Source organism: Tessaracoccus sp. MC1756, from assembly GCF_014164735.1.
Taxonomy (GTDB): domain Bacteria; phylum Actinomycetota; class Actinomycetes; order Propionibacteriales; family Propionibacteriaceae; genus Arachnia.
The window spans coordinates 254,741-273,709 of the sequence record NZ_JACJFZ010000004.1; the positions used below are offsets into that span (position 1 = coordinate 254,741).

The following is an 18,969-nucleotide window of genomic DNA, read 5'->3' on the forward strand; positions in this document are numbered from 1 at the left end:
AGCACGCCCTGGCTGACGACGTGGCCCGAGTCGTCGACCACCAGGGCCTTGGTCGCGGTCGTGGAGGAGTCGACGGCGAGGACGAGCGGGCGGTTCGCGGGGGGCGCAGGGTCAGCCTAATAACCGCCGTGGCGTGCACTCGGACGCCGAAGCTGGGACCACCGGGAGCCAGACCCGCATCGTCGCCGGCCCCCGGTTCCCCCGCGCTCCGCTCAGGCTTCTAGTGTGGACTCCAGTCCAGCGTCGTTCGCGCGCTCCGCCAGTCTCTCGGCGACGTAGTCGATGTCCTTGTCGCCACGCCCGGACAGGTTGACCAGGATGATCTGGTCGGCACCCATCGACGGGGCGATGCGGATGGCGTGCGCGAGCGCGTGGCTCGACTCCAGCGCGGGGATGATGCCCTCCGTGCGGCACAGGAGCTTGAAGGCCTCCAACGTCTCGTCGTCGGAGGCATGCACGTAGTCGACTCGGCCGGTCTGCCGGAGGTGGGCGTGCTCCGGTCCGACGCCCGGGTAGTCGAGGCCGGAGGCGATCGAGTGCACCGCCGTCGGTTCGCCGGCCTCATCCTGCAGGATCACGGTCTTCATGCCGTGCAGCATGCCGTCTGACCCCAGGGTCATGGTGGCGGCGTGCTCTCCCACCGTACCCAGATCGCGGCCCGCGGGCTCGACGCCGTAGATGCGCACGTCCGTGTCGTCGAGGAAGCCGCTGAAGATCCCGATGGCATTGGACCCGCCGCCCACGCACGCGATCACGGCGTCGGGCAGGCGGGCCTCCTTCGCCAGGATCTGCTCCCGGGCCTCGCGCCCGACGATCGACTGGAAGTCGCGCACCATGGTCGGGTACGGGTGGGGGCCCACGACGGATCCGATGGCGAAGAAGGTGTCGTGGTAGTCCGCGGCGAAGACCCCGAAGGCCGAGTCGACGGCGTCCTTCAGGCACGCCCCGCCGCTGGTGACGGGAACCACCTTGGCGCCGAGCAGCTCCATCCGCACGACGTTGGGGTGCTGCTTGGCGATGTCGATGGACCCCATGTGGATCTCACACTCAAGCCCGACCAGCGCCGCGGCGGTCGCCAGGGCAACCCCATGCTGGCCTGCGCCCGTTTCGGCGAGGAGCTTCTTCTTGCCCATCCGCTTGGCGAGGAGCGCCTCGCCGAGGCAATGGTTGATCTTGTGGGCGCCGGTGTGGTTGAGGTCCTCGCGCTTGAGGTAGATGGTGGCCCCACCCAGTTCCTCGCTGAGGCGCTGCGCCTTGAACAACGGGGACGGCCGGCCGACGTAGTCCGTCAATAGGGCCTCGTACTCGGCGAGGAAGGCCGGGTCCTTGATGGCCTCCTGGTACGCCTCGGCCACCTCGGCGAGGGGGGTTTCGAGCTGGGGTGGCACGAACCGTCCACCGTACTGACCAAAGAATCCATCCGAGCTACTCACACGGTCGACCTTAGTGCCGTGCTCCCAACGAGAACCGCCCGGCACGCCAGTGAAGGGGCGTGCCGGGCGGCTCACGAGGTCAGGCCTGCTGCTTCGATCGCGGCGTTCATGACCCTGATCACCGGCCACCCACCTTCGGAGCTGTTGCCCAGAATGCTGACGGTTGTCTGGCTCGCGATGATGTGCGTCGACCGGAAGGAGGCGCCGGCGTCATAGCCCTCGAGGATGGGCACCGGGTGAGACCGGTGCAGCCAGAAGCCCATGCCGTAGCGCATCTCTTCCTCCGGCACGTCGTGGCGGGGACGCAGCATCTCGTCGACGGTGTCCCGCCGCACGATCCTGCCGTCGATCAGCGCGCGCCAGAACCTATGCAGGTCGTCGGCCGTGGTGAACGCACCGCCGTCGCCGTTGCCGAGGATCGGCAGGTGAAGCGTGTTCATGAGGTGGCCCTCGTTGGCCACATAGCCGGCCGCGGCGTCCGACGGCAGCTCGTTGAGCGGAAGGAAGTCGGTGGCTGCCATGCCCCCCGGCTCGAACACGAGCCGCCTCACGACGTCGTGGTAGGTCTCCCCCGTCACCCGCTCCAGCAGCACGGCCAGCACCATGTACCCACCGTTGCAGTAGGCGAATCGCTCGCCCGGTGCGAACTTCTGCGGATGCCCGTCGAGCATGGGGAGGAACGCCTCCGCGGTGATCAGCCGGTGCACGGGGACCGTCAGCACGAAGTCTGCAACCTCCCAGTCGGTGTCCTCGTCCAGGTAGTCGCCGATGCCCGACGTGTGCGTCAGCAGGTGCTCCACCGTGACCGCGTCGTCGATGAGCGGGAGGTCGTCCCCGAGGAGGCCGCGCACCGGCTGCCCCAGCTGCACGGCGCCGTCTTCGACGAGCCGCATCACCGCCAGAGCAGTGAAGCTCTTGCTCCCGCTGGCGATGGCGATCCGCGCTCGGGGTGTCATCGGCACGTCGAGAGCCCGGTTGAGGAAACCCTCGCAGCGCTCGAAGACCCGTTGGTCGCCGACGTCGACCGTCACGACGCCGGTGAACGACTGGCGGGTGACGGCGGCGTCGAATGCGGTGGGATCAATCACCATGCTTGATCCTTTCAGAGTCGGACCCTCGGTGGAACCCTCGGGGTCACAGCTGCGTTAGGACACCGGAGCCGGGGGTCTCCGGCTCTACACCACCAGGACGCTGAAGGCCGAGACGGTCACGAGCGCCAAGAGCGTCGAGACCGCCACGACGGCGGCGACCAGGTGCCCGTCGCCGTCGAACTCCTGCGACAGGGTGAACGTGGTCGCGCCGGTGGGCATGGCGGCGAGCAGCACCATGACCGCGGTGAGGAGGCCCGTGGGGTCTGGAACGAACAGCTTGGCCGCCGCCCACGTCAGGAGCGGCAGGACCAGGAGCTTCGCCATGGCAACCGACACGATCGCCACCAGGGACGAACCACGGGTCCACACCTGCTTGACGGCCGGGCCGAGCGACAGGCCGATGGCGAAGAGCGCTACCGGGATCACGGCCTGCGCCAGCAGCGTGACCGGGACGGCCACCATCTCGGGCAGTTCCAGCCCGAGGCCGCGCACGATGAGCGCGGCCACCACGGAGATGACCGCGGGGTTGAGCGGGCCCGCCTTCAGCAGCGCCCGCCGCAGCCGCCCCGGCTGGGGTTTCCCCGCCGTCGCCAACGCCGGGTAACCCACCATGAAGATCAGGTTGTGCACCATGGACGTCAACGCCATCGGCAGCGCGGCCCGCGGCCCGAGGACGCTCAGAATGAGTGGGAAGGCGAAGTAGCCCACGTTGCCGTAGCCCGCCGCCAGCGACAGCCTGCCCGCGATCGGCCGGAGCCCGGCCAAACGCGAGGCGAGGTAGACCAGGGCCGAGAAGCCGAGGGTGACGACGAACGCCACCAGGAACAGGGAAACGGGAAGCCCGGCGCCCGACGGGGCCTTCACGATCGCGTCGAACAGGAACGCCGGCAGCGCGAACCAGTACACGAAGGAGTTCAGGCCGACGTCGGCCTTCCCGAACGCCTTGGCCCTGCTGGCCAGCAGCCCCAGCAGGATCAGCACGTACAGCGGCATGACAACCGCCAGCACCTCCGCCATGCTCCTCCCTTCGCCCCCCGCAAACCGCGACTGCCCGGCTCGTGTGGACCTTACCCTTCCCCATCCTGGCGGCTCGTCTCGGCGGCGGGCAGAATGGCCGGCGTGACGAAGCGTGAACTGCTGGGTGTGGTGCTGGCGGCCGGGGAGGGGCGCCGGCTCCGGCCGCTCACCGACCTGCGGCCCAAGCCGCTGTGCCCGGTGGGGAACCGGCCCCTGCTCGACTGGGCGCTCGACCGGGTGCGCCCCCATGTCTCCCGGACGGCCGTCAACGCCTACCACCTCGCCGGCCAGATCGACTCCTACCTGCAAGGCACGGGGGTCACCGTGTCGCACGAGGCGGAGTTGCTCGGCAGCGCCGGCGCGCTGGGCCACCTGGCCGGCTGGATCGGGGACGCCGACGTGCTGCTGCACAACTCCGACAGCTGGCTGACCGACGACCTGTCCGAGCTCGTTGCCGGCTGGTCGGGCGAGTACCCGAGGCTCCTGGTGGCGGAGGCCGGCGACGGCCCGGCGGACTTCGGGCCGTGGCGCTTCGTCGGAGTCAGCCTGCTGCCCCACCGTTACGTGGCGGCCCTGCCGGATCGCTTCGCGGCCCTGTACCCGCTGGTGTGGGGGCCAGCGTTCGAGCGCGGCGAACTCGAGTTCGTGCGCGTGCGCGGCGACGTCGTCGACTGCGGCACGCCGGCCGACTACCTCCGGGCGAACCTGCTGGCCAACGGCGGCCGCAGCGTGGTGGGCGACGGGGCCGTCGTTGAGGGCACGCTGATCGACAGCGTCGTCTGGCCGGCTTGCACGGTGGGGGCCGACGAGGTACTGCGGCAGGCCGTCCGCGCCGACGGTGGGCTCACGGTGGACTGCCGGCCGGGGAGCCCAGCGGCGCAACCGCCGCGCGAGAGCCGCGGGAGCATCGGCTAGGGCTGAGCGCTTCTGCGCTCTTGGTCCGGGCGCCAGACACGATGAGTTGAGCGACATCCTGGTGTCGCAACTCGTCCGGCTACCAGGGCCGGTGGTCGACGCGCACGGTGCCATCGTCGCTCGCAGGTGCGTGGCCGCTCGACGCCGTCACTCCTTCGGATCAGGCAGGGAGGACGAAGACGTACATCAAGAGGAAATGCAGGAGCGCCGCTAAGCCTACGAGCACGTGCCAGATCTCATGGAAGCCGAACCGGCCGGGCCAGGGATTGGGCCGTTCGATCACGTAGATCACGAAGCCCGCGCTGTACACAAGCCCGCCCGCCGCTAGGAGGAAGAGTGCCAGCGGCGGGAGCGAGACGTCAGCTCCCAGCAGCGCGACGGTCATCCAGCCCAGCGTGATGTAGAGGGTGTTGGTGATGTACTTCGGAAGCCGGCGCCAGACGGAACGAAGGACGACGCCCATGATCGCGACGCCCCACACCGCGCCGAACACCGCCCACCCGAACGCGTTGCGCGCGAGCACCAACACCAAGGGGGTGACCGTGCCAGCTATGAGGACGAAGACGGATGCGTAGTCGAGCGTCCGCAACGCCTCATTCATCCGGGGCCCACGATCAATCCCGTGGTGGAGTGTGCTCGCCGCGAAAAGCGTCATGAGGGACAGGCCGTAGATGCTGAAACCGACGATCTTCCAAGGTTCAGCCTGAGCGACGGCCTGGGAGACGAGCAGCACCGTTCCCATCACTGAGAAGCAGAGGGCCACGAGGTGCGAGAGGGTGTTGAACCGCTCGTCAGTCACATGGGCGCTACCGTCCCGGCTTCTGCTGATGCTGTCCACAAGCCGCCTTCCGACGCGCGGCCATGCCTGCGGCAGGTCCGTCTCGGATGGGAGTTTACCTTCGGCCGTTAGCCTGAGCCGGAAATTGGCTCACGCCACAGCGACGTGACACAGGGCGGGGTCGGGGTGCTGCTGTCGCGGCGGCTCTTGGGCGAGCGCCTGAAACGGATCCAGGATGTGGACCTGGGTACTGCCCCCCTCAGGATGAGGGGACTGCAGGACAACGAGCCCGTCGGGGGTCGTCACGTAGCGTCGGAAATGAACGAAAGGCGCTACATGATTGAAGTGCACAACCTGACCAAACGGTACGGCCAGAAGGTGGCGGTCGACCGGATCGACTTCACCGTCCGGCCGGGCCGGGTGACCGGCTTCCTGGGCCCAAACGGTGCAGGGAAGTCGACGACGATGAGGATGATCGTGGGGCTCGACCGACCGTCCGGGGGAACGGCCACGATCAACGAAACTGCCTACCGGAACCTGCAGTCACCGCTCCACGAGGTGGGCGCGCTCCTGGACGCCCGGGCGGCGCACCCCAGCCGCACCGCCTACAAGCACCTGCTAGGTCTCGCCGCCACCCACCGCATCGGGAAACACCGGGTCCGGGAGGTCATCGAACTCGCCGGTCTGGAATCGGTGGCCGACAAGCGCGTGGGGAGTTTCTCGCTGGGCATGGGCCAGCGTCTGGGTATCGCTGCGGCGCTGCTCGGCGACCCTGGGACCGTCATCCTTGACGAGCCTGTCAACGGCCTCGACCCTGAGGGAATCCTCTGGATCCGGGCGCTCCTGCGTCGTTTGGCAGCCGAGGGCCGAACGGTGCTGCTCTCCTCTCATCTGATGGGAGAGATGACGCAGACCGCCGATCACCTCATTGTGATCGGCCGCGGCAAGATCTTGGCCGACGCCCCGATACGCGAGGTCATCTCCGGTGCAACCCGCACAGTCGTCAGGGCCCGCACACGCGACGTACAGGGGTTGAGCGCCGCCGTCGCGGCCCAGGCCGTGACCGTCACGCCCACTTCAGACGGTGCGGTCGAGATCTCGGGGCTGACCGCCGAAGAGGTGGCCGAGGCCGCCTCGGCCGCGGGGGTGGTCCTTCACGAACTCACCTCCACCGAAGGCTCCCTCGAGGACGCATACTTGACCCTCACGGCGGAGGCCGCCGAATACCGTGCGGTCTCCGCCGCAGGAGAAGGAGCCCGATCATGACCACCGCGCCGACGACCCGACGCGCCGATCCCGCTGTCCGCCGCCCGGCCTTCCGCGACGCCCTGCGCTCGGAGTGGATCAAGTTGCTGAGCCTGCCGTCGACGTTCCTCGCCCTCGGCGGCATCCTGGCCGTGGGGCTGGGAGGCAGCCTCTTCCTCGGCCTCACCCTCGAGTCTTCCGGGGTGCCGTCGGTCGCGTCGGTCGAACGCACCATCGGTGACGTCACCCTCCCGATGGTCATTCTCGGCCAGATCATCGCAGGCATCGCCGGGGTCTCGTCCGTGGGCGCCGAATATTCATCCGGGTCGATCCAGACCACGCTCATGGCCGTGCCCACGAGGGTGCGGGTGTTGTGGGCCAAGGCGATTGTCGCGTTCCTCGCGGCGACCGGAGTCGCCCTGACGACCGTCTTCGGGGCCTGGCTGGCGACCTACCCCCTGTATGCGGAGCACGGACTCCATGCCCCTCTGACCGCGCCCGGCGTCCTCCTCGCGCTGCTGGGCTCCGCGGTGTACCTCGGGCTCTGCGCGGTGTTCGGTGTCGGCATCGGAATGCTCGTGCGGTCCACGACGATCGGTGCCGTAGTCGTGTTCACGGCCACCCTTCTGGGGCCGATTCTGGCCTCGGCGCTGCCGTTCAACTTGTTTTCCCGTGTTGCACGCGTGGCACTGCTCGGCAATGCCGGCGACGCGATGGCGCGGATCGGCACCCCGGGAGGCCCCTTCCTCGACGTCTGGGGTGGCCACATCAGTACTGCAGCCGGCTGGCTATTGGTGGCAGCCTGGGCGGCTCTGGCCCTGGCCGGGGGGGCGGTTGCCCTGCAGAGGCGCGACGCATGAATGACCGCGCCGAGCGCTACCGGCCTGACTGCAGCGATCTGGCCATACTGACCGGTTACGCCGTGCTCGCCCTCTTCCTCGCGTACCTGTCTCTCGAGTCGCCGTTGAGGACGCCGCTCGCGCCGATCCTGCTCCTCGGCGCGGGTGGCATCGCGACCGTCCTGACCCGGCGTCGCCGCCCTGCGGTCGCCTTCGCGGCGACGCTGGCCGCCCTGCCACTGACGGCGGGCTGGGGCAGTGGCGCGGAGGCCGTGCTGGTCCTTCCCGCCCTGTACGAGGTCGGCGCCACGCGGACCACTCGACGGGCGTGGGGAGCATTCGGCCTCGCGGCGACGGCCGGCGCGCTGGGCGCGCTCATCTTGTCGCTCCGGGTGCGGTTCGGCCCCCCTCTGCTGGGCCTGGCCCCACGCGTCGACCTGCAGGATTGGCCCACGGACTGGCTCAGCGCAACTACCGTCTTCGTCGCAGCCGCCCTGATCACCGTCCTCATCGGCATCAACGTCGGCCATCGACGTCGCCACATCGCTGCCCTCGTGGAGCACGCGGAGCAGATGAGGCGGGAACGCGACCAGCAGGCCAGCATTGCGCGTGCTCAGGAGCGCGAGCGCATCGCGCGGGAGATGCACGACGTCATCGCCCACAGTCTGTCGGTGATGATCGCGCTGGCCGACGGCGCCCACGCCGCGGCCTCGTCGCGGCCGGAGGAGTCGCGCCGCGCGATCGGACGCGTCGCCGAGACCGGACGGCGCACCCTCGGGGAGGTCCGTCGGCTGCTGGGGGCGGTGCGTGATGGCGACGGCTCACCCCAGGCGACGCTGCCGTCCTCGCTGAGCGTTGAGCACCTGCCCGCCCTGGTGGACGAGTTCAGGGCCGCCGGCCTTCCGGTCCGCCTGGACCTTCAGGGAGACCCTGACGCTGGGGCCGTCGTCGGCCTCACCGTTTACCGGGTCGCGCAGGAGTCGCTCACCAACGTGCTCCGACATGCACGCGAGGTACGCGACGTACTGGTACGGGTGGTGCACGACGATGACGCGGTGACGGTCCTCATCGAGGACACATCGGCCCCCGTCCAGGCAGACACGGAACCCGGGCGCGGGCTAGTGGGTATTCGGGAGCGGGCGGCCTTCTACCATGGTCGCGTGAACGCGGGTCCCCGCGCCGGTGGGGGCTGGCGGGTGGATGTCCGACTGCCGATGGAGGAACGATGACCGAGGGCTCCGCCACAGCGGCGACCATCCGTGTTCTGCTGGTCGACGATCAGGAACTGGTCCGGTACGGACTGAGGCTCGTGCTCGAGGCGCAACCCGACATCGAGGTCGTCGGCGAAGCCTCCGATGGCGAGGAGGCCCTGCGCACGGCCCGGCGGCTCTCCCCCGACGTGGTACTCATGGACGTCCGCATGCCCGGCATGGGCGGCATCGAGGCCACCACCTACCTGAACGCGACACTGCCAAGCACCCGTGTGCTGGTGCTGACAACCTATGATCGCGACGACTTCGCCTTCGGAGCGCTGCAGGCCGGTGCCGCCGGGTTCCTGCTGAAAAACACCCGGCCGGCCGAACTCGTAGCGGCGGTGCGAACGATCGTGGCCGGCGACGCGGTGGTCTCTCCGCGGATCACCGCGAAGCTGATCGAGGTCGCGGTGCCGCACCTGTCCGGCGCTGACCGAAGCGAGGCCGAGCAGGAACTCGCTGTGCTGACCGACCGCGAGCGCGAAGTGTTCGTGCTTGTGGGGCAGGGCCTCACCAACGCGGACATCGCGCACCGCCTGTATCTCAGTGAGTCCACCGTCAAGGCACACTTCGGCCGCATCCTTGCCAAGTTGGAGCTGGCCAACCGTGTCCAAGCCGTCATCCGCGCCTACGAGTTGGGCGTCGTCAACGTCGGGGGCTGAGGCCGCTGCCCGCATCGCCCGGGGGTCGTGGACGGCGCCCCGTTTCAGCAAGGTCATGCGGACGAAGTAGCCTCGTGTGCGTGACAGAGCTCTCCGATCCCCTCGTCTTTCCACACGGGCCCGCTTGGCGCAACCGGCTTGCGCTGGCCCCCTTGACGAACAAGCAGTCCCATCCCGACGGCACCCTCTCGGACGACGAGATCCGGTGGCTGCTCGCGCGCGGGAGACACGGCTTCGGCATGACGATGACCGCCGCGGCCTACGTCGCGCTCGCCGGGAAGGCGTGGCAGGGGCAATTGGGGATCAGCGACGACGCGCACCTCCCCGGCCTCACCCGGCTGGCTGATGGCCTCCGCGACGCGGGGACCGCCGCGATTGTCCAACTCCATCACGGCGGTACACAGGCCAACCCCTCAGTCTCCGGTGAGGAGCGCGTCGGACCCTACGCAGACGCTGACCACGGCGCGCGTGCACTGACCACCGACGAGGTGCGACGAGTCGTTGACGACTTCGCCGCCGCCGCCGTCCGCGCCGAACGCGCCGGCTTCCACGGGGTGCAACTCCACGGCGCCCATGGCTACCTGCTCTGCGAGTTCCTGAGTTCACGCAACGTCCGCGACGACGGGTATGGCGGTGACCCGGAGGGAAAGGCGCGCATCATCCGCGAGGCCATCGCCGCGATCCGGGCGGCCACGTCGTCTGACTTCCACCTGGGGCTGCGGATCTCCACCGAACGACTAGGTCTCGACACCGCCGAGATGGCGGAGCTCAGCGCCCAGCTCATGTCCGAGGGCAACCTCGACCACTTGGAACTGTCCCTGTGGGACGTCACGAAGCTCCCCGAGGATGCCGAGCCAGGGGCGGCGCCCTTGCTCAGCCACTTCATCGAACTCCCCCGCGGCTCCACGCGCCTGGGGGTCGCCGGCAAAGTGGGCAGCGGACCGGCCGCCGTGGCGGCGCTGGCCACGGGCGCCGATTTCGTCACCATCGGCCGGGCGGCTGTCGCCGACCAGCGGATCGCGGAGCGGATCCTGGCGGACCCCGACTACCCTGGGCCCGCCTTCCCGGTGACGAAGGAGGTCCTGCGCGACAACTGCGTGGGCGAGGCGTTCGTCGACTACTTCTCGACCGGGTGGCCGCACCTGGTCGCGGGTTGAATCAGGGCATAGCGGAGGCCACCCCGGCCGAGCTATGGCGCTGAACCTCACCCCGTCACCCCGGCCGACACGCCGCACGGGTTACCATCGGTGGAAGGCCTCCGAAGGGGGACGCGGTGATAACTGAACATGGCAGTGCGACGGCGCTTGGCCGCGCCCACGCGGAGGTCCTGACCACCACACGCAGGGGCAGTCCTGTCAACCTGCCGGCCCGTTTCCCCGAACTCCTTCGGACGCTACGCGCGGCCCGATCGGCGCTCTCCAGCGATGGGGCGAAGACGCCCTCGTCGGGGTCGGAGTGGTTCCTCGACAACTACTACCTGATCGAACAGGCCCTCGGCCAGGTGCGGCAGGACCTGCCTGCGGTGTACTACCGGGAGCTGCCCTGGCTGGCCAGGGAGGGTGGCGCCACGTGCCCCCCGAGGACCCTCGCACTGGCCGAGGCCGTCCTCGGCGCCGACGAGCTCCAGCTCGATCCGGAGCAGCTGTTCGGCTTCGTGGATCTCTATCAGCAGCACAGCGTCCTGACCCAGGGGGACGTGTGGGCGCTGCCCACCATGCTGCGGGTGGTGCTGCTGCAGGCGATCATCGGGGCCGCATCGCGACTCGCAGGGCTCCCCGCGGCGAGGAGCGCGCCACCCGTCGCAGATCCGCCCGTAGGCGAGGACGACGACGACATCATGGCCACCGCGGTGGTCAGCCTGCGCAAGCTCGACAGGTGGGACTGGAAACCCTCCGCCGAACGGCTGAGCGTCGTGCACCGGATGCTCGTCGACGGCGACCCCACCGGCCATTACCCCGTCATGGACTACGACAGCCGGAACCGCTACCGGACCGTGATCGAGAAGGCGGCACGCACGGCCGGCCGCTCCGAGGTCGAGGTGGCCCAGGCTGCCCTTGCCCTGGCCGCCGATTCCACCACCCCCCGCGAGCGCCACGTGGGCTACTTCCTCATCGACGCCGGCCGGCGGCGGCTGGAGACGTCCGTCGGCGGCCGGCCCGGGCTCGGTGAGCGGGTCCGCCGGGCGCTCCTCGGCAGGCCCACCGCCACCTACCTCGTCCCGATCCTGGTGACCACCACCGCCCTCGTGCTGGCCGCCGCCTTCTACTCGGGCACCCGGGCCGCGTGGGCCGCGGTCCCCGCCGCGATCCTGTCGCTCGTGCCCGCCTTGACGGCCGCGGTCCACTTCGTCAACTGGGCGCTCGGGCGCACCCTGCGTCCGCGGGTGCTGCCGAAGCTCGACTTCCGCGACGGCATCCCGACTGAGCACCGAACCCTGGTGGTGGTGCCCGGCCTCGTGTCCCGCCCGGCGGACGTCGACTCCCTCCTGGCCAACATCCGCGCCCACTACCTACGCAACCCGGATCCGGGCCTGGCCTTCGCCGCGGTCACCGATTTCCCGGACGCCAAGGGCCCCACCGCTCCAGGCGACGACGAGGTCCTCGCGCACGCTCAGCGCGCCCTCGCCGAACTGAACGCCGCAACCGCCGGCGCCCCCTTCCTCATCCTCCATCGGCGCCGGATGTGGAACGAGACCCAGAGGTCCTGGATGGGATGGGAACGCAAGCGCGGGAAGCTGCAGGAGCTGGACAGGCTGCTGCGCGGCGCCACTGACACGTCGTTCGAGCTGGTGGCCGGAGACCGCACCCTGCTGGACGGTGTGCGCTACGTCATCACGCTCGACGCCGACACCGTGCTCCCCCCTGACGCCGCCGGGCGGCTCGCGGGCACGCTGGCACATCCGCTGAATCAGGCCACGTTCGACGAGCGGGGACGGGTGGTGGCCGGCTACACCGTCCTGCAGCCGCGCGCCGAGACCGATCCCGTGAGCGCCAGCCGCTCCGCCTTCACGCGGGCGCTTGCCGGGGACTCCACCGTCGACCTCTACAACATGGCCGTCTCCGACGTCTACCAGGACCTCTTCGGCGAGGGCAACTACATGGGCAAGGGAATCTACGACGTGGATTCCTTCGAACGCAGCCTCGAGGGCCTCGTTCCCGAGAACGCCCTGCTCAGCCACGACCTGTTCGAGGGTGCGCAGGGGCGGGCGGGGCTGGTCAGCGACGTCACCGTCTACGAGGACTACCCCCCCAACTATCTGGTGGCCGCGTTGCGACTCAGCCGCTGGGTCCGGGGCGACTGGCAGCTGCTGCCCTGGCTGGGTTCGCGGGTGCCGACGGAGCGGGGTCACGCTCCCAACACCCTGCCGATGGTCGCGCGCTGGAAGATGGCGGACAATCTGCGCCGCAGCCTCGTCCCGGCGTCCATCGTCGCGCTGCTGGCCTCCGGATGGCTGTGGCTGCCCGGGTCACCCTGGGCATGGACGCTCTTGGCACTGCTCGCCCCGGTCGTGGGCCTCGCGGCCGGCGTGGTGGGTGCACTGGCGACTGCCGCGTCCGCCCTGGTCCGTGCGGATCGGACGAGGCTGTGGAGGACGAGCGTTGCCCCACTGAGGCGGCAGTTCAGCAGGGCAGGGCTGCAGCTGGCGGGGCTGGCAGGCGACGCGGTCATCAGCCTCGAGGCGATCGTGCGCACCCTGTGGCGGATGAAGGTCTCGCGGCGCAACCTCCTCGAGTGGACGACGGCGGCCGGGGCCGTCGGCCTCGTGGGCAAGGACGTCCGGCTCACCACGGCGGTCCGCGCCGCTCTCCCCGCCACCCTGCTGACCCTCACTCTCGGCGTCGCCGTCGTGCTCCTGCGCCCATCGGCGCTGCCGGCAGCGGCTCCATTCCTCGTTGCCTGGCTCGCGGCCCCGTTCATCCACTACCTGGTGGGCCGCCCGGACCGCTGGGTCAAGCCCAGCCTGACCGCCGCCGACGACCGGAAGCTACGCACCCTGACGCGCAGGACCTGGCTCTTCTACGAGCAGTTCGTGGGGCCCGAGGATAACTGGCTCCCGCCGGACAACTACCAGGAGGTGCCCCTGGGGATCGTCGCCCACCGCACCTCCCCCACCAACGTCGGGCTGTACTTCATCGCCGCGCTGGCCGCGCACGACCGCGGCTACCTCGGCACACAGAGCTTCGTGTCGGGCCTGCAATCGGGCTTCGACTCCCTGGACCGCATCGAGCACTATCGAGGCCATCCGGTGAACTGGGTGGACACCCGGAGCCTGGGCTCACTGCCCCCCAGCTACGTCTCGACGGTGGACAGCGGCAACCTCGCGGCCTGCCTCATCGTCGTGGCCCAGGGGTGCGACGAACTGCCCGACGGCCCCGTCTGGCCCATCGCGGCCTGGGAGGGTCTGCGCGATGCCATCGCGCTGGTGAGCGACGGTGCCGCGGCTCTGGGCTCCGGCCAGCCGGCCCTCGTCGAGTACCTCGCGGGCCTGGACCGGCGGGTGGCCACGGTGGAGGCCGACCCGACGAGCTGGCTCGACGCCCTCCCTGCCCTCCTGGCCGACGTGCGGGCCAACGTCTCGCTGCTCCTGGCGGACCTGGTGGAGCATGGGCGCGGGTTGGATCCCGGAGCCGTCGCGGCCCTCCGCCTCCACGCCGGTCTCCTCCAGCGTCACCTCGAAGCGCTCGAGCGGGAGGCCGGTCTGGCGCTTCCGTGGCTGTCGTCGCGACCGGATCCGGCCTGGGAGGACGCGCTCGGCCGCGGCCCGGCGGCCGTGGCCTGGCACCGTGTCCGCGAGGCTCTGCCTCTCGAGCTGACCTGGGCCGACCTGCCTCGGGCGAGCCGCGAGGCCGCCGCCGGGGCCCGCGACCTCGTCGCGGCGCTCGCCGACGCGCCTCCCCCGGCACGCGAGTGGGCGCTGGCGCTGACGGTGTCGCTCGATGAGGCGGCAGTGTCCGCCGACCGGACCTTGGACTCGTTGCAGGCCCTCGCCACCCGCGCCCGGGCGATGGTGGCCGACATGGACTTCGGCTTCCTCTACGACCGGGGACGCGGGGTGTTCCACATCGGCTTCAACATCAACTCCGGCCTCCTCGACGACAGCTACTACGATCTGCTGGCATCCGAGTCGCGGATCGCCAGCCTGATCGCCATCGCCAAGCGCGACGTCCCGCAGGACCACTGGCTCCACCTGGGCCGCCCGATGACTAGGACGCTGGCGGGCGACTACTCGATCACGTCCTGGAGCGGGACGATGTTCGAGTACCTCATGCCCACCCTCGTGGTGCCCACGCCGCGCGCGAGCCTGCTGGGCCACAGCTGCGCCGCGATCGTGGCCCACCACATCGCCTACGGCCGGAGGCGCGGTGTCCCGTGGGGCATCTCAGAGTCCGGCTTCTACGCCTTCGACGCGGCCTCCGGCTACCAGTACCGGGCGTTCGGGGTGCCGGGTGCGGGGCTCACCCGCGGGCTCGCCGATGACCTGGTGGTAGCCCCCTACGCCAGCGTCCTGGGCCTGCCCTACGACCCGTCGGCCGTCGTCGAGAACCTGGACCGGCTGGAGGCACTGGGTGCCCTCGGTCGCTACGGGATGTACGAGGCGGTGGACTTCACCCCGTCCAGGGTGCCGCTGGGCCACGACTTCGGCATCGTCCGGTCCCACATGGCCCATCACCAGGGCATGATCATGCTCGCCCTGGCCGCACACCTCGACGGGCCGCGGATGGTGAGGCGGTTCGCGCGCGAGCCGTTCACGGCGGCCATCAGCCTGCTCCTGGCCGAGCAGGTGCCGGAGGGCGGCAGCATCCGACTGCCCACGCCGGAGCACGAGGACGACGGAGGCTCCGAGGGTGGTGCCGGGAACGACGCGGCGGGAGGCGTGCCCACCGCGCCGTGGACCGTCGGCCCGCCGCAGGGGCAGACGGTGGCCGTGCACTGCCTCTCCAACGGCCGCTACACGGTGTTGCTGACCGACAGCGGCGCCGGCCACAGCACCCACGAGGGTGTCGCGCTGACCCGCTGGCGCGCCGACGAGGCGCTGGACGACAGCGGATCCTGGCTCTATCTGCAGGATCTGACCAGTGGGACGCTGTGGTCCGCGGCGGCCCGCCCGTGCGGGCCCATTCCGGCGGAGACCGTCTTCAGCCCCTCACGGGCGGAGTACCGGCAGGGACACGCCGGCATCCACAGCCACCTCGACATCACGGTCGCCGCCCGGGACGACGTCGAGATCCGGATGCTCGACGTGCGCAACGAGTCCGCCGAGTCCCGCCGGCTCGGGCTGACCAGCTTCGCGGAGGTCGCGCTGGCCCCGGCAGGCGACGACCAGCGACATCCCGCATTCAGCCGGCTCTTCGTCGAGGCGGAGGACCTGCCCGACCTGCCCGGGCTGCTGCTGCGGCGCAGGCCGCGCTCGGCCGAGGAGGCGGAGCGGTTCGTCGTCCACTTCCTGGTCCGCGGGCCCGAGCCTGAGGGCGCCGAATGGGGCCGAGTGCGCTCCACCAGCGACCGGGCCAGGTTCCTCGGCCGGCACCGGACCCCAGCACGCCCCCGGGCCCTCGACCACCGCACTGGGTGGTGGCGGGGCGTCGAGGAGTTCCCCGAGGCGCCCCTGGACCCCGCGCTGGCGCTGGGGCAGGAGGTCTTCTTGGAAGCCCACGGGCGCGTCCGATTGGCCGTTGTCACCGCCTTCGCGGCGAGTCGCGAGGAGGCCCTCCAGCTCGCCGACCGTTACCGGGTGTGGGCGCACCTCGAGCACGCCGCTGGCGTCGCGGCCGCCCACGCTCAACGCGAACTGCGCGAACTCGGCTTCGCCGGCGGCGATCTGGCGCACACCCAGCGGCTGCTGGGCCTGCTCCTCTTCCCACCGTCGGGCCTGAGGGTCGCCGGCCCCGAGGCGGCCGGCCCTGGTGAGGCCCTGGGCGCGCTGTGGGGGTTGGGTATCTCAGGTGACCTGCCCATCGTCTACCTCGGCATCGCGGACGACGGCGACCTGGCCCTCCTGGAACAGCTGTTGCGCGCCCAGTCCTACTGGCGACGCCGCGGCATCGAAGTGGATCTCGCTGTCGTCGACGAGGAGCCCACCGGCTATGCGGCCGACGTGCGCGACTCGGCGCTCGCTGTGGTCGGCCGGCTGGGCGCCGACCGGTGGCTGGGCCGTCGCGGCGGCGTGTTCATGCTCAACCGCGACCACGTCGGCGGCCACGCGCTCGGGTGGCTTCGCCATGCCGCCCGTGTGGTGTTCGACGCGGGCCAAGGCGACCTTCCCGCCCGGCTTGGACGCCTGATGGGCCCCGCGCCCGCCGCACTGCCACCGTTCGATCCTCGACCCGGGGACCAGACGAGCAGCATGTTGTCCGCCGCCGCCGGCGCATCGGTGATCCGCCCCACCGGGCTCTCGTTCGACAATGGTCTGGGCGGCTTCGACGTCGACGCGCGGGAGTACCAGATCTTCCTCCCGCCGGGCGTGACCACACCTGCGCCCTGGTCCAACGTGATCGCCACGCCCGACGTCGGATGCCTGGCCACAGAGGCGGGCCTGGGCGCCGCCTGGTCGGTCAACAGCGGTGAGAACCGGCTGGTCGCCTGGCGCAACGACCCGCTGGCTGACCAGGCGTCCCACGCGGTGTACGTACGCGACGAGGAGACGGGGGCCTTCTGGTCGACGACCCCGCAACCGGCCGGCGGTGAGCGACCCACCCTGGTGCGCCACGGCCTCGGGTACACCGCCTACGAGTACTCCAGCCATGCGCTGCGGCTGACCACCACAGTCTTCGCCAGCCCGGATCCGGCGGCCGTGGTGGTGCGGGTGCACGTGGCCAACGTGGCGGACCGCCCCCGCCGTATCACGCTCACCTACTTCGCCGACCTGGTGCTGGGTGGCACCCACGAAACGACGCGACATCACGTGACGGCCCGGTACGACGAGGCCACCGGCGCCATCACTGCCCGGAACCCGTTCCACACCGACCTGGCGGACCGTGTGGCGTGGGTGGCCACCCCGCACCCGCTGCACGGGTGGACGGCCGATCGTAGGGGGTTCATCGGCCGCATGGGCAGCCTGGCGAGCCCGGCCGGTCTGTCCCTGATCGGGCTGTCGCGGCGCGACGGGCCCGGGGTGGACCCGTGCGCGGTGCTGCAGGTGCACCTCAGCCTCCCGCCCGGCGGATCGGACGAGGTCGCGTTCCTGCTCGGGCAGGCCGACTCGTCGGAGGCCGCGGCCGAGGCCATCGCACGGCTACGCGAGCCAGGGGCGATCGACGCGACGCACGCCGAGGTCGGCCGGCTGTGGGCCGGGGCGCTCGGTGGCGTGAGGGTCGAGACGCCGGACCCGGCCATGGATCTGCTCCTCAACACCTGGCTGCCCTACCAGAGCCTGTCCGCACGGCTCTGGGGGCGCACCGGGTTCTACCAGTCCAGCGGCGCTTATGGCTTCCGCGACCAGCTGCAGGACGTCATGGCGGTGCTGTGGTCCAGGCCGGATCTCGCCCGGGAGCACCTGCTGCGGGCGGCTGCTCACCAGTTCGAGGACGGCGACGTCCTGCACTGGTGGCACCCGCCCACCGGCCGCGGTGTCCGCACACGCATCTCCGACGACCTGCTGTGGCTGCCGTACGTGACCGCGAACTACGTCCGCGCCACGGGTGACGTCGACGTCCTCCGGGAGAGCGTGCCCTTCCTGCGGGGCGCCCCCCTCGCCGCCCACGAAGCCGAGCGGTACGACTCGTTCCGGGCGTCCCACCGCGAGGGCGACCTGCTCGAGCACTGCCGCAGGGCGGTGCGGCGCGGGATCACCTCCGGCGCCCACGGGCTGCCCCTCATGGGCACCGGGGACTGGAACGACGGCATGAACCGGGTGGGAGCCGAGGGTCTCGGCGAGAGCGTCTGGTTGGGTTGGTTCGGCGGCGCGGCCAGCCGCGAGTTCGCATATCTCTGCGAGCGCGCGGGGCGCGCGGACGAGGCCACCGCCCACCGGGCCCGGGCGGACGAGCTGTTCGCCGCCGTCGAGGCCCACGGGTGGGACGGCCGGTGGTACCTGCGAGCGTTCTACGACGACGGGCACCCGCTCGGCTCGGCAGGGGAGGCAGAAGCGCGGATCGACTCGATCGCGCAGAGCTGGGCGCTGCTCTCGGGCGCGCCCAGAAGCGACCGGACGGCGACAGCCCTGGCGTCCGCCGTCGAGAACCTGGTGCGGTGGGAGGACCGGTTGGCATTATTGCTGACCCCTCCGTTCGAGCACACCCCCGACGACCCCGGCTACATCAAGGGCTACCTTCCTGGAATCAGAGAAAACGGCGGCCAGTACACGCACGCGGCCGCCTGGCTGGCGTGGGCTGCAGCCGAGGCGGGTGACGGCGACGCCGCGCACCGGTTGTTCGACCTCATCAGCCCCGTCCGCCGCACGGCCGACGCCGACGGGGTGGCCAAATACCTGGCGGAGCCCTACGTGCTGGCCGCCGACGTGTACAGCCGTGAGCCGCACGTGGGCAGGGCCGGCTGGACCTGGTACACGGGGTCCAGCTCCTGGCTCTACCGGGTGGGCGTGGAGGCCATCCTGGGCCTCTCCTGGGACGGCAACACGCTCCGCGTCGCCCCGCAGTTGCCGCGCGACTGGGACGGGTACCGCGCCACGGTGCGTCGCAGTGGGCGGCGCATCGACGTGACGGTCCGACGCGACGGCGACGGGTGGAAGGTGGAGCAGGATGAGCAGACCGATGACTAACAGGGAACGGCCCCGAAC

The 18,969-nt window shown here is 70.6% G+C and carries 11 protein-coding genes; 7 read left to right on the plus strand and 4 right to left on the minus strand.

From position 1 onward, the window contains the following. Nucleotides 1–212: 212 nt before the first annotated feature. The 3 genes from trpB to H5393_RS11640 all read right to left on the minus strand — a co-directional run bounded on the left by trpB (nucleotide 213) and on the right by H5393_RS11640 (nucleotide 3,541). Complete coding sequence (gene trpB / locus H5393_RS11630; protein WP_370585983.1) at nucleotides 213–1,433, minus strand: tryptophan synthase subunit beta; 1,221 nt, start codon at nucleotides 1,431–1,433, stop codon at nucleotides 213–215. A 71-nt stretch (nucleotides 1,434–1,504) separates the two neighbouring features. Continuing rightward, the gene (locus tag H5393_RS11635) at nucleotides 1,505–2,524 is read right to left on the minus strand and encodes a serine hydrolase (RefSeq protein WP_182763139.1); all 1,020 of its coding nucleotides are present in this window, start codon (nucleotides 2,522–2,524) and stop codon (nucleotides 1,505–1,507) included. An 84-nt stretch (nucleotides 2,525–2,608) separates the two neighbouring features. Beyond that, nucleotides 2,609–3,541, minus strand: a complete 933-nt coding sequence (locus H5393_RS11640) for an AEC family transporter (protein WP_182766785.1) — start codon at nucleotides 3,539–3,541, stop codon at nucleotides 2,609–2,611. A gap of 102 nt (nucleotides 3,542–3,643) precedes the next feature. Between H5393_RS11640 and H5393_RS11645 the strand changes: the two genes are divergently transcribed. Then, entirely contained in the window at nucleotides 3,644–4,456 is an 813-nt protein-coding gene (locus tag H5393_RS11645; RefSeq protein ID WP_076061791.1) for a sugar phosphate nucleotidyltransferase, read from the plus strand. A 160-nt stretch (nucleotides 4,457–4,616) separates the two neighbouring features. Here the strand turns inward: H5393_RS11645 and H5393_RS11650 are convergent, their stop codons facing one another. Then, nucleotides 4,617–5,255, minus strand: a complete 639-nt coding sequence (locus H5393_RS11650; protein ID WP_220488385.1) for a hemolysin III family protein — start codon at nucleotides 5,253–5,255, stop codon at nucleotides 4,617–4,619. 315 nt (nucleotides 5,256–5,570) lie between these two features. Here H5393_RS11650 and H5393_RS11655 point away from each other — a divergent pair, with 315 nt between their 5' ends. The 6 genes from H5393_RS11655 to H5393_RS14910 all read left to right on the plus strand — a co-directional run bounded on the left by H5393_RS11655 (nucleotide 5,571) and on the right by H5393_RS14910 (nucleotide 18,951). Continuing rightward, the gene (locus tag H5393_RS11655) at nucleotides 5,571–6,500 is read left to right on the plus strand and encodes an ATP-binding cassette domain-containing protein (protein WP_182766786.1); all 930 of its coding nucleotides are present in this window, start codon (nucleotides 5,571–5,573) and stop codon (nucleotides 6,498–6,500) included. Then, the gene (locus tag H5393_RS11660; RefSeq protein WP_182766787.1) at nucleotides 6,497–7,339 is read left to right on the plus strand and encodes an ABC transporter permease; all 843 of its coding nucleotides are present in this window, start codon (nucleotides 6,497–6,499) and stop codon (nucleotides 7,337–7,339) included. The genes H5393_RS11655 and H5393_RS11660 overlap by 4 nt, the downstream gene beginning before the upstream one ends. Further along, nucleotides 7,336–8,547, plus strand: coding sequence for a sensor histidine kinase (locus H5393_RS11665; RefSeq protein WP_182766788.1), 1,212 nt, complete (start codon nucleotides 7,336–7,338; stop codon nucleotides 8,545–8,547). Before H5393_RS11660 ends, H5393_RS11665 begins: the two co-directional genes overlap by 4 nt. Beyond that, nucleotides 8,544–9,233 (plus strand): response regulator transcription factor, encoded by a 690-nt coding sequence (locus H5393_RS11670; RefSeq protein ID WP_182766789.1) that lies wholly within the window; start codon nucleotides 8,544–8,546, stop codon nucleotides 9,231–9,233. Before H5393_RS11665 ends, H5393_RS11670 begins: the two co-directional genes overlap by 4 nt. 80 nt (nucleotides 9,234–9,313) lie before the next feature. Continuing rightward, the gene (locus H5393_RS11675; RefSeq protein WP_182766790.1) at nucleotides 9,314–10,390 is read left to right on the plus strand and encodes an NADH:flavin oxidoreductase; all 1,077 of its coding nucleotides are present in this window, start codon (nucleotides 9,314–9,316) and stop codon (nucleotides 10,388–10,390) included. Between the two features lie 116 nt (nucleotides 10,391–10,506). Next, entirely contained in the window at nucleotides 10,507–18,951 is an 8,445-nt protein-coding gene (locus H5393_RS14910) for a GH36-type glycosyl hydrolase domain-containing protein (RefSeq protein WP_182766791.1), read from the plus strand. The last annotated feature ends 18 nt before the right edge of the window (nucleotides 18,952–18,969 follow it).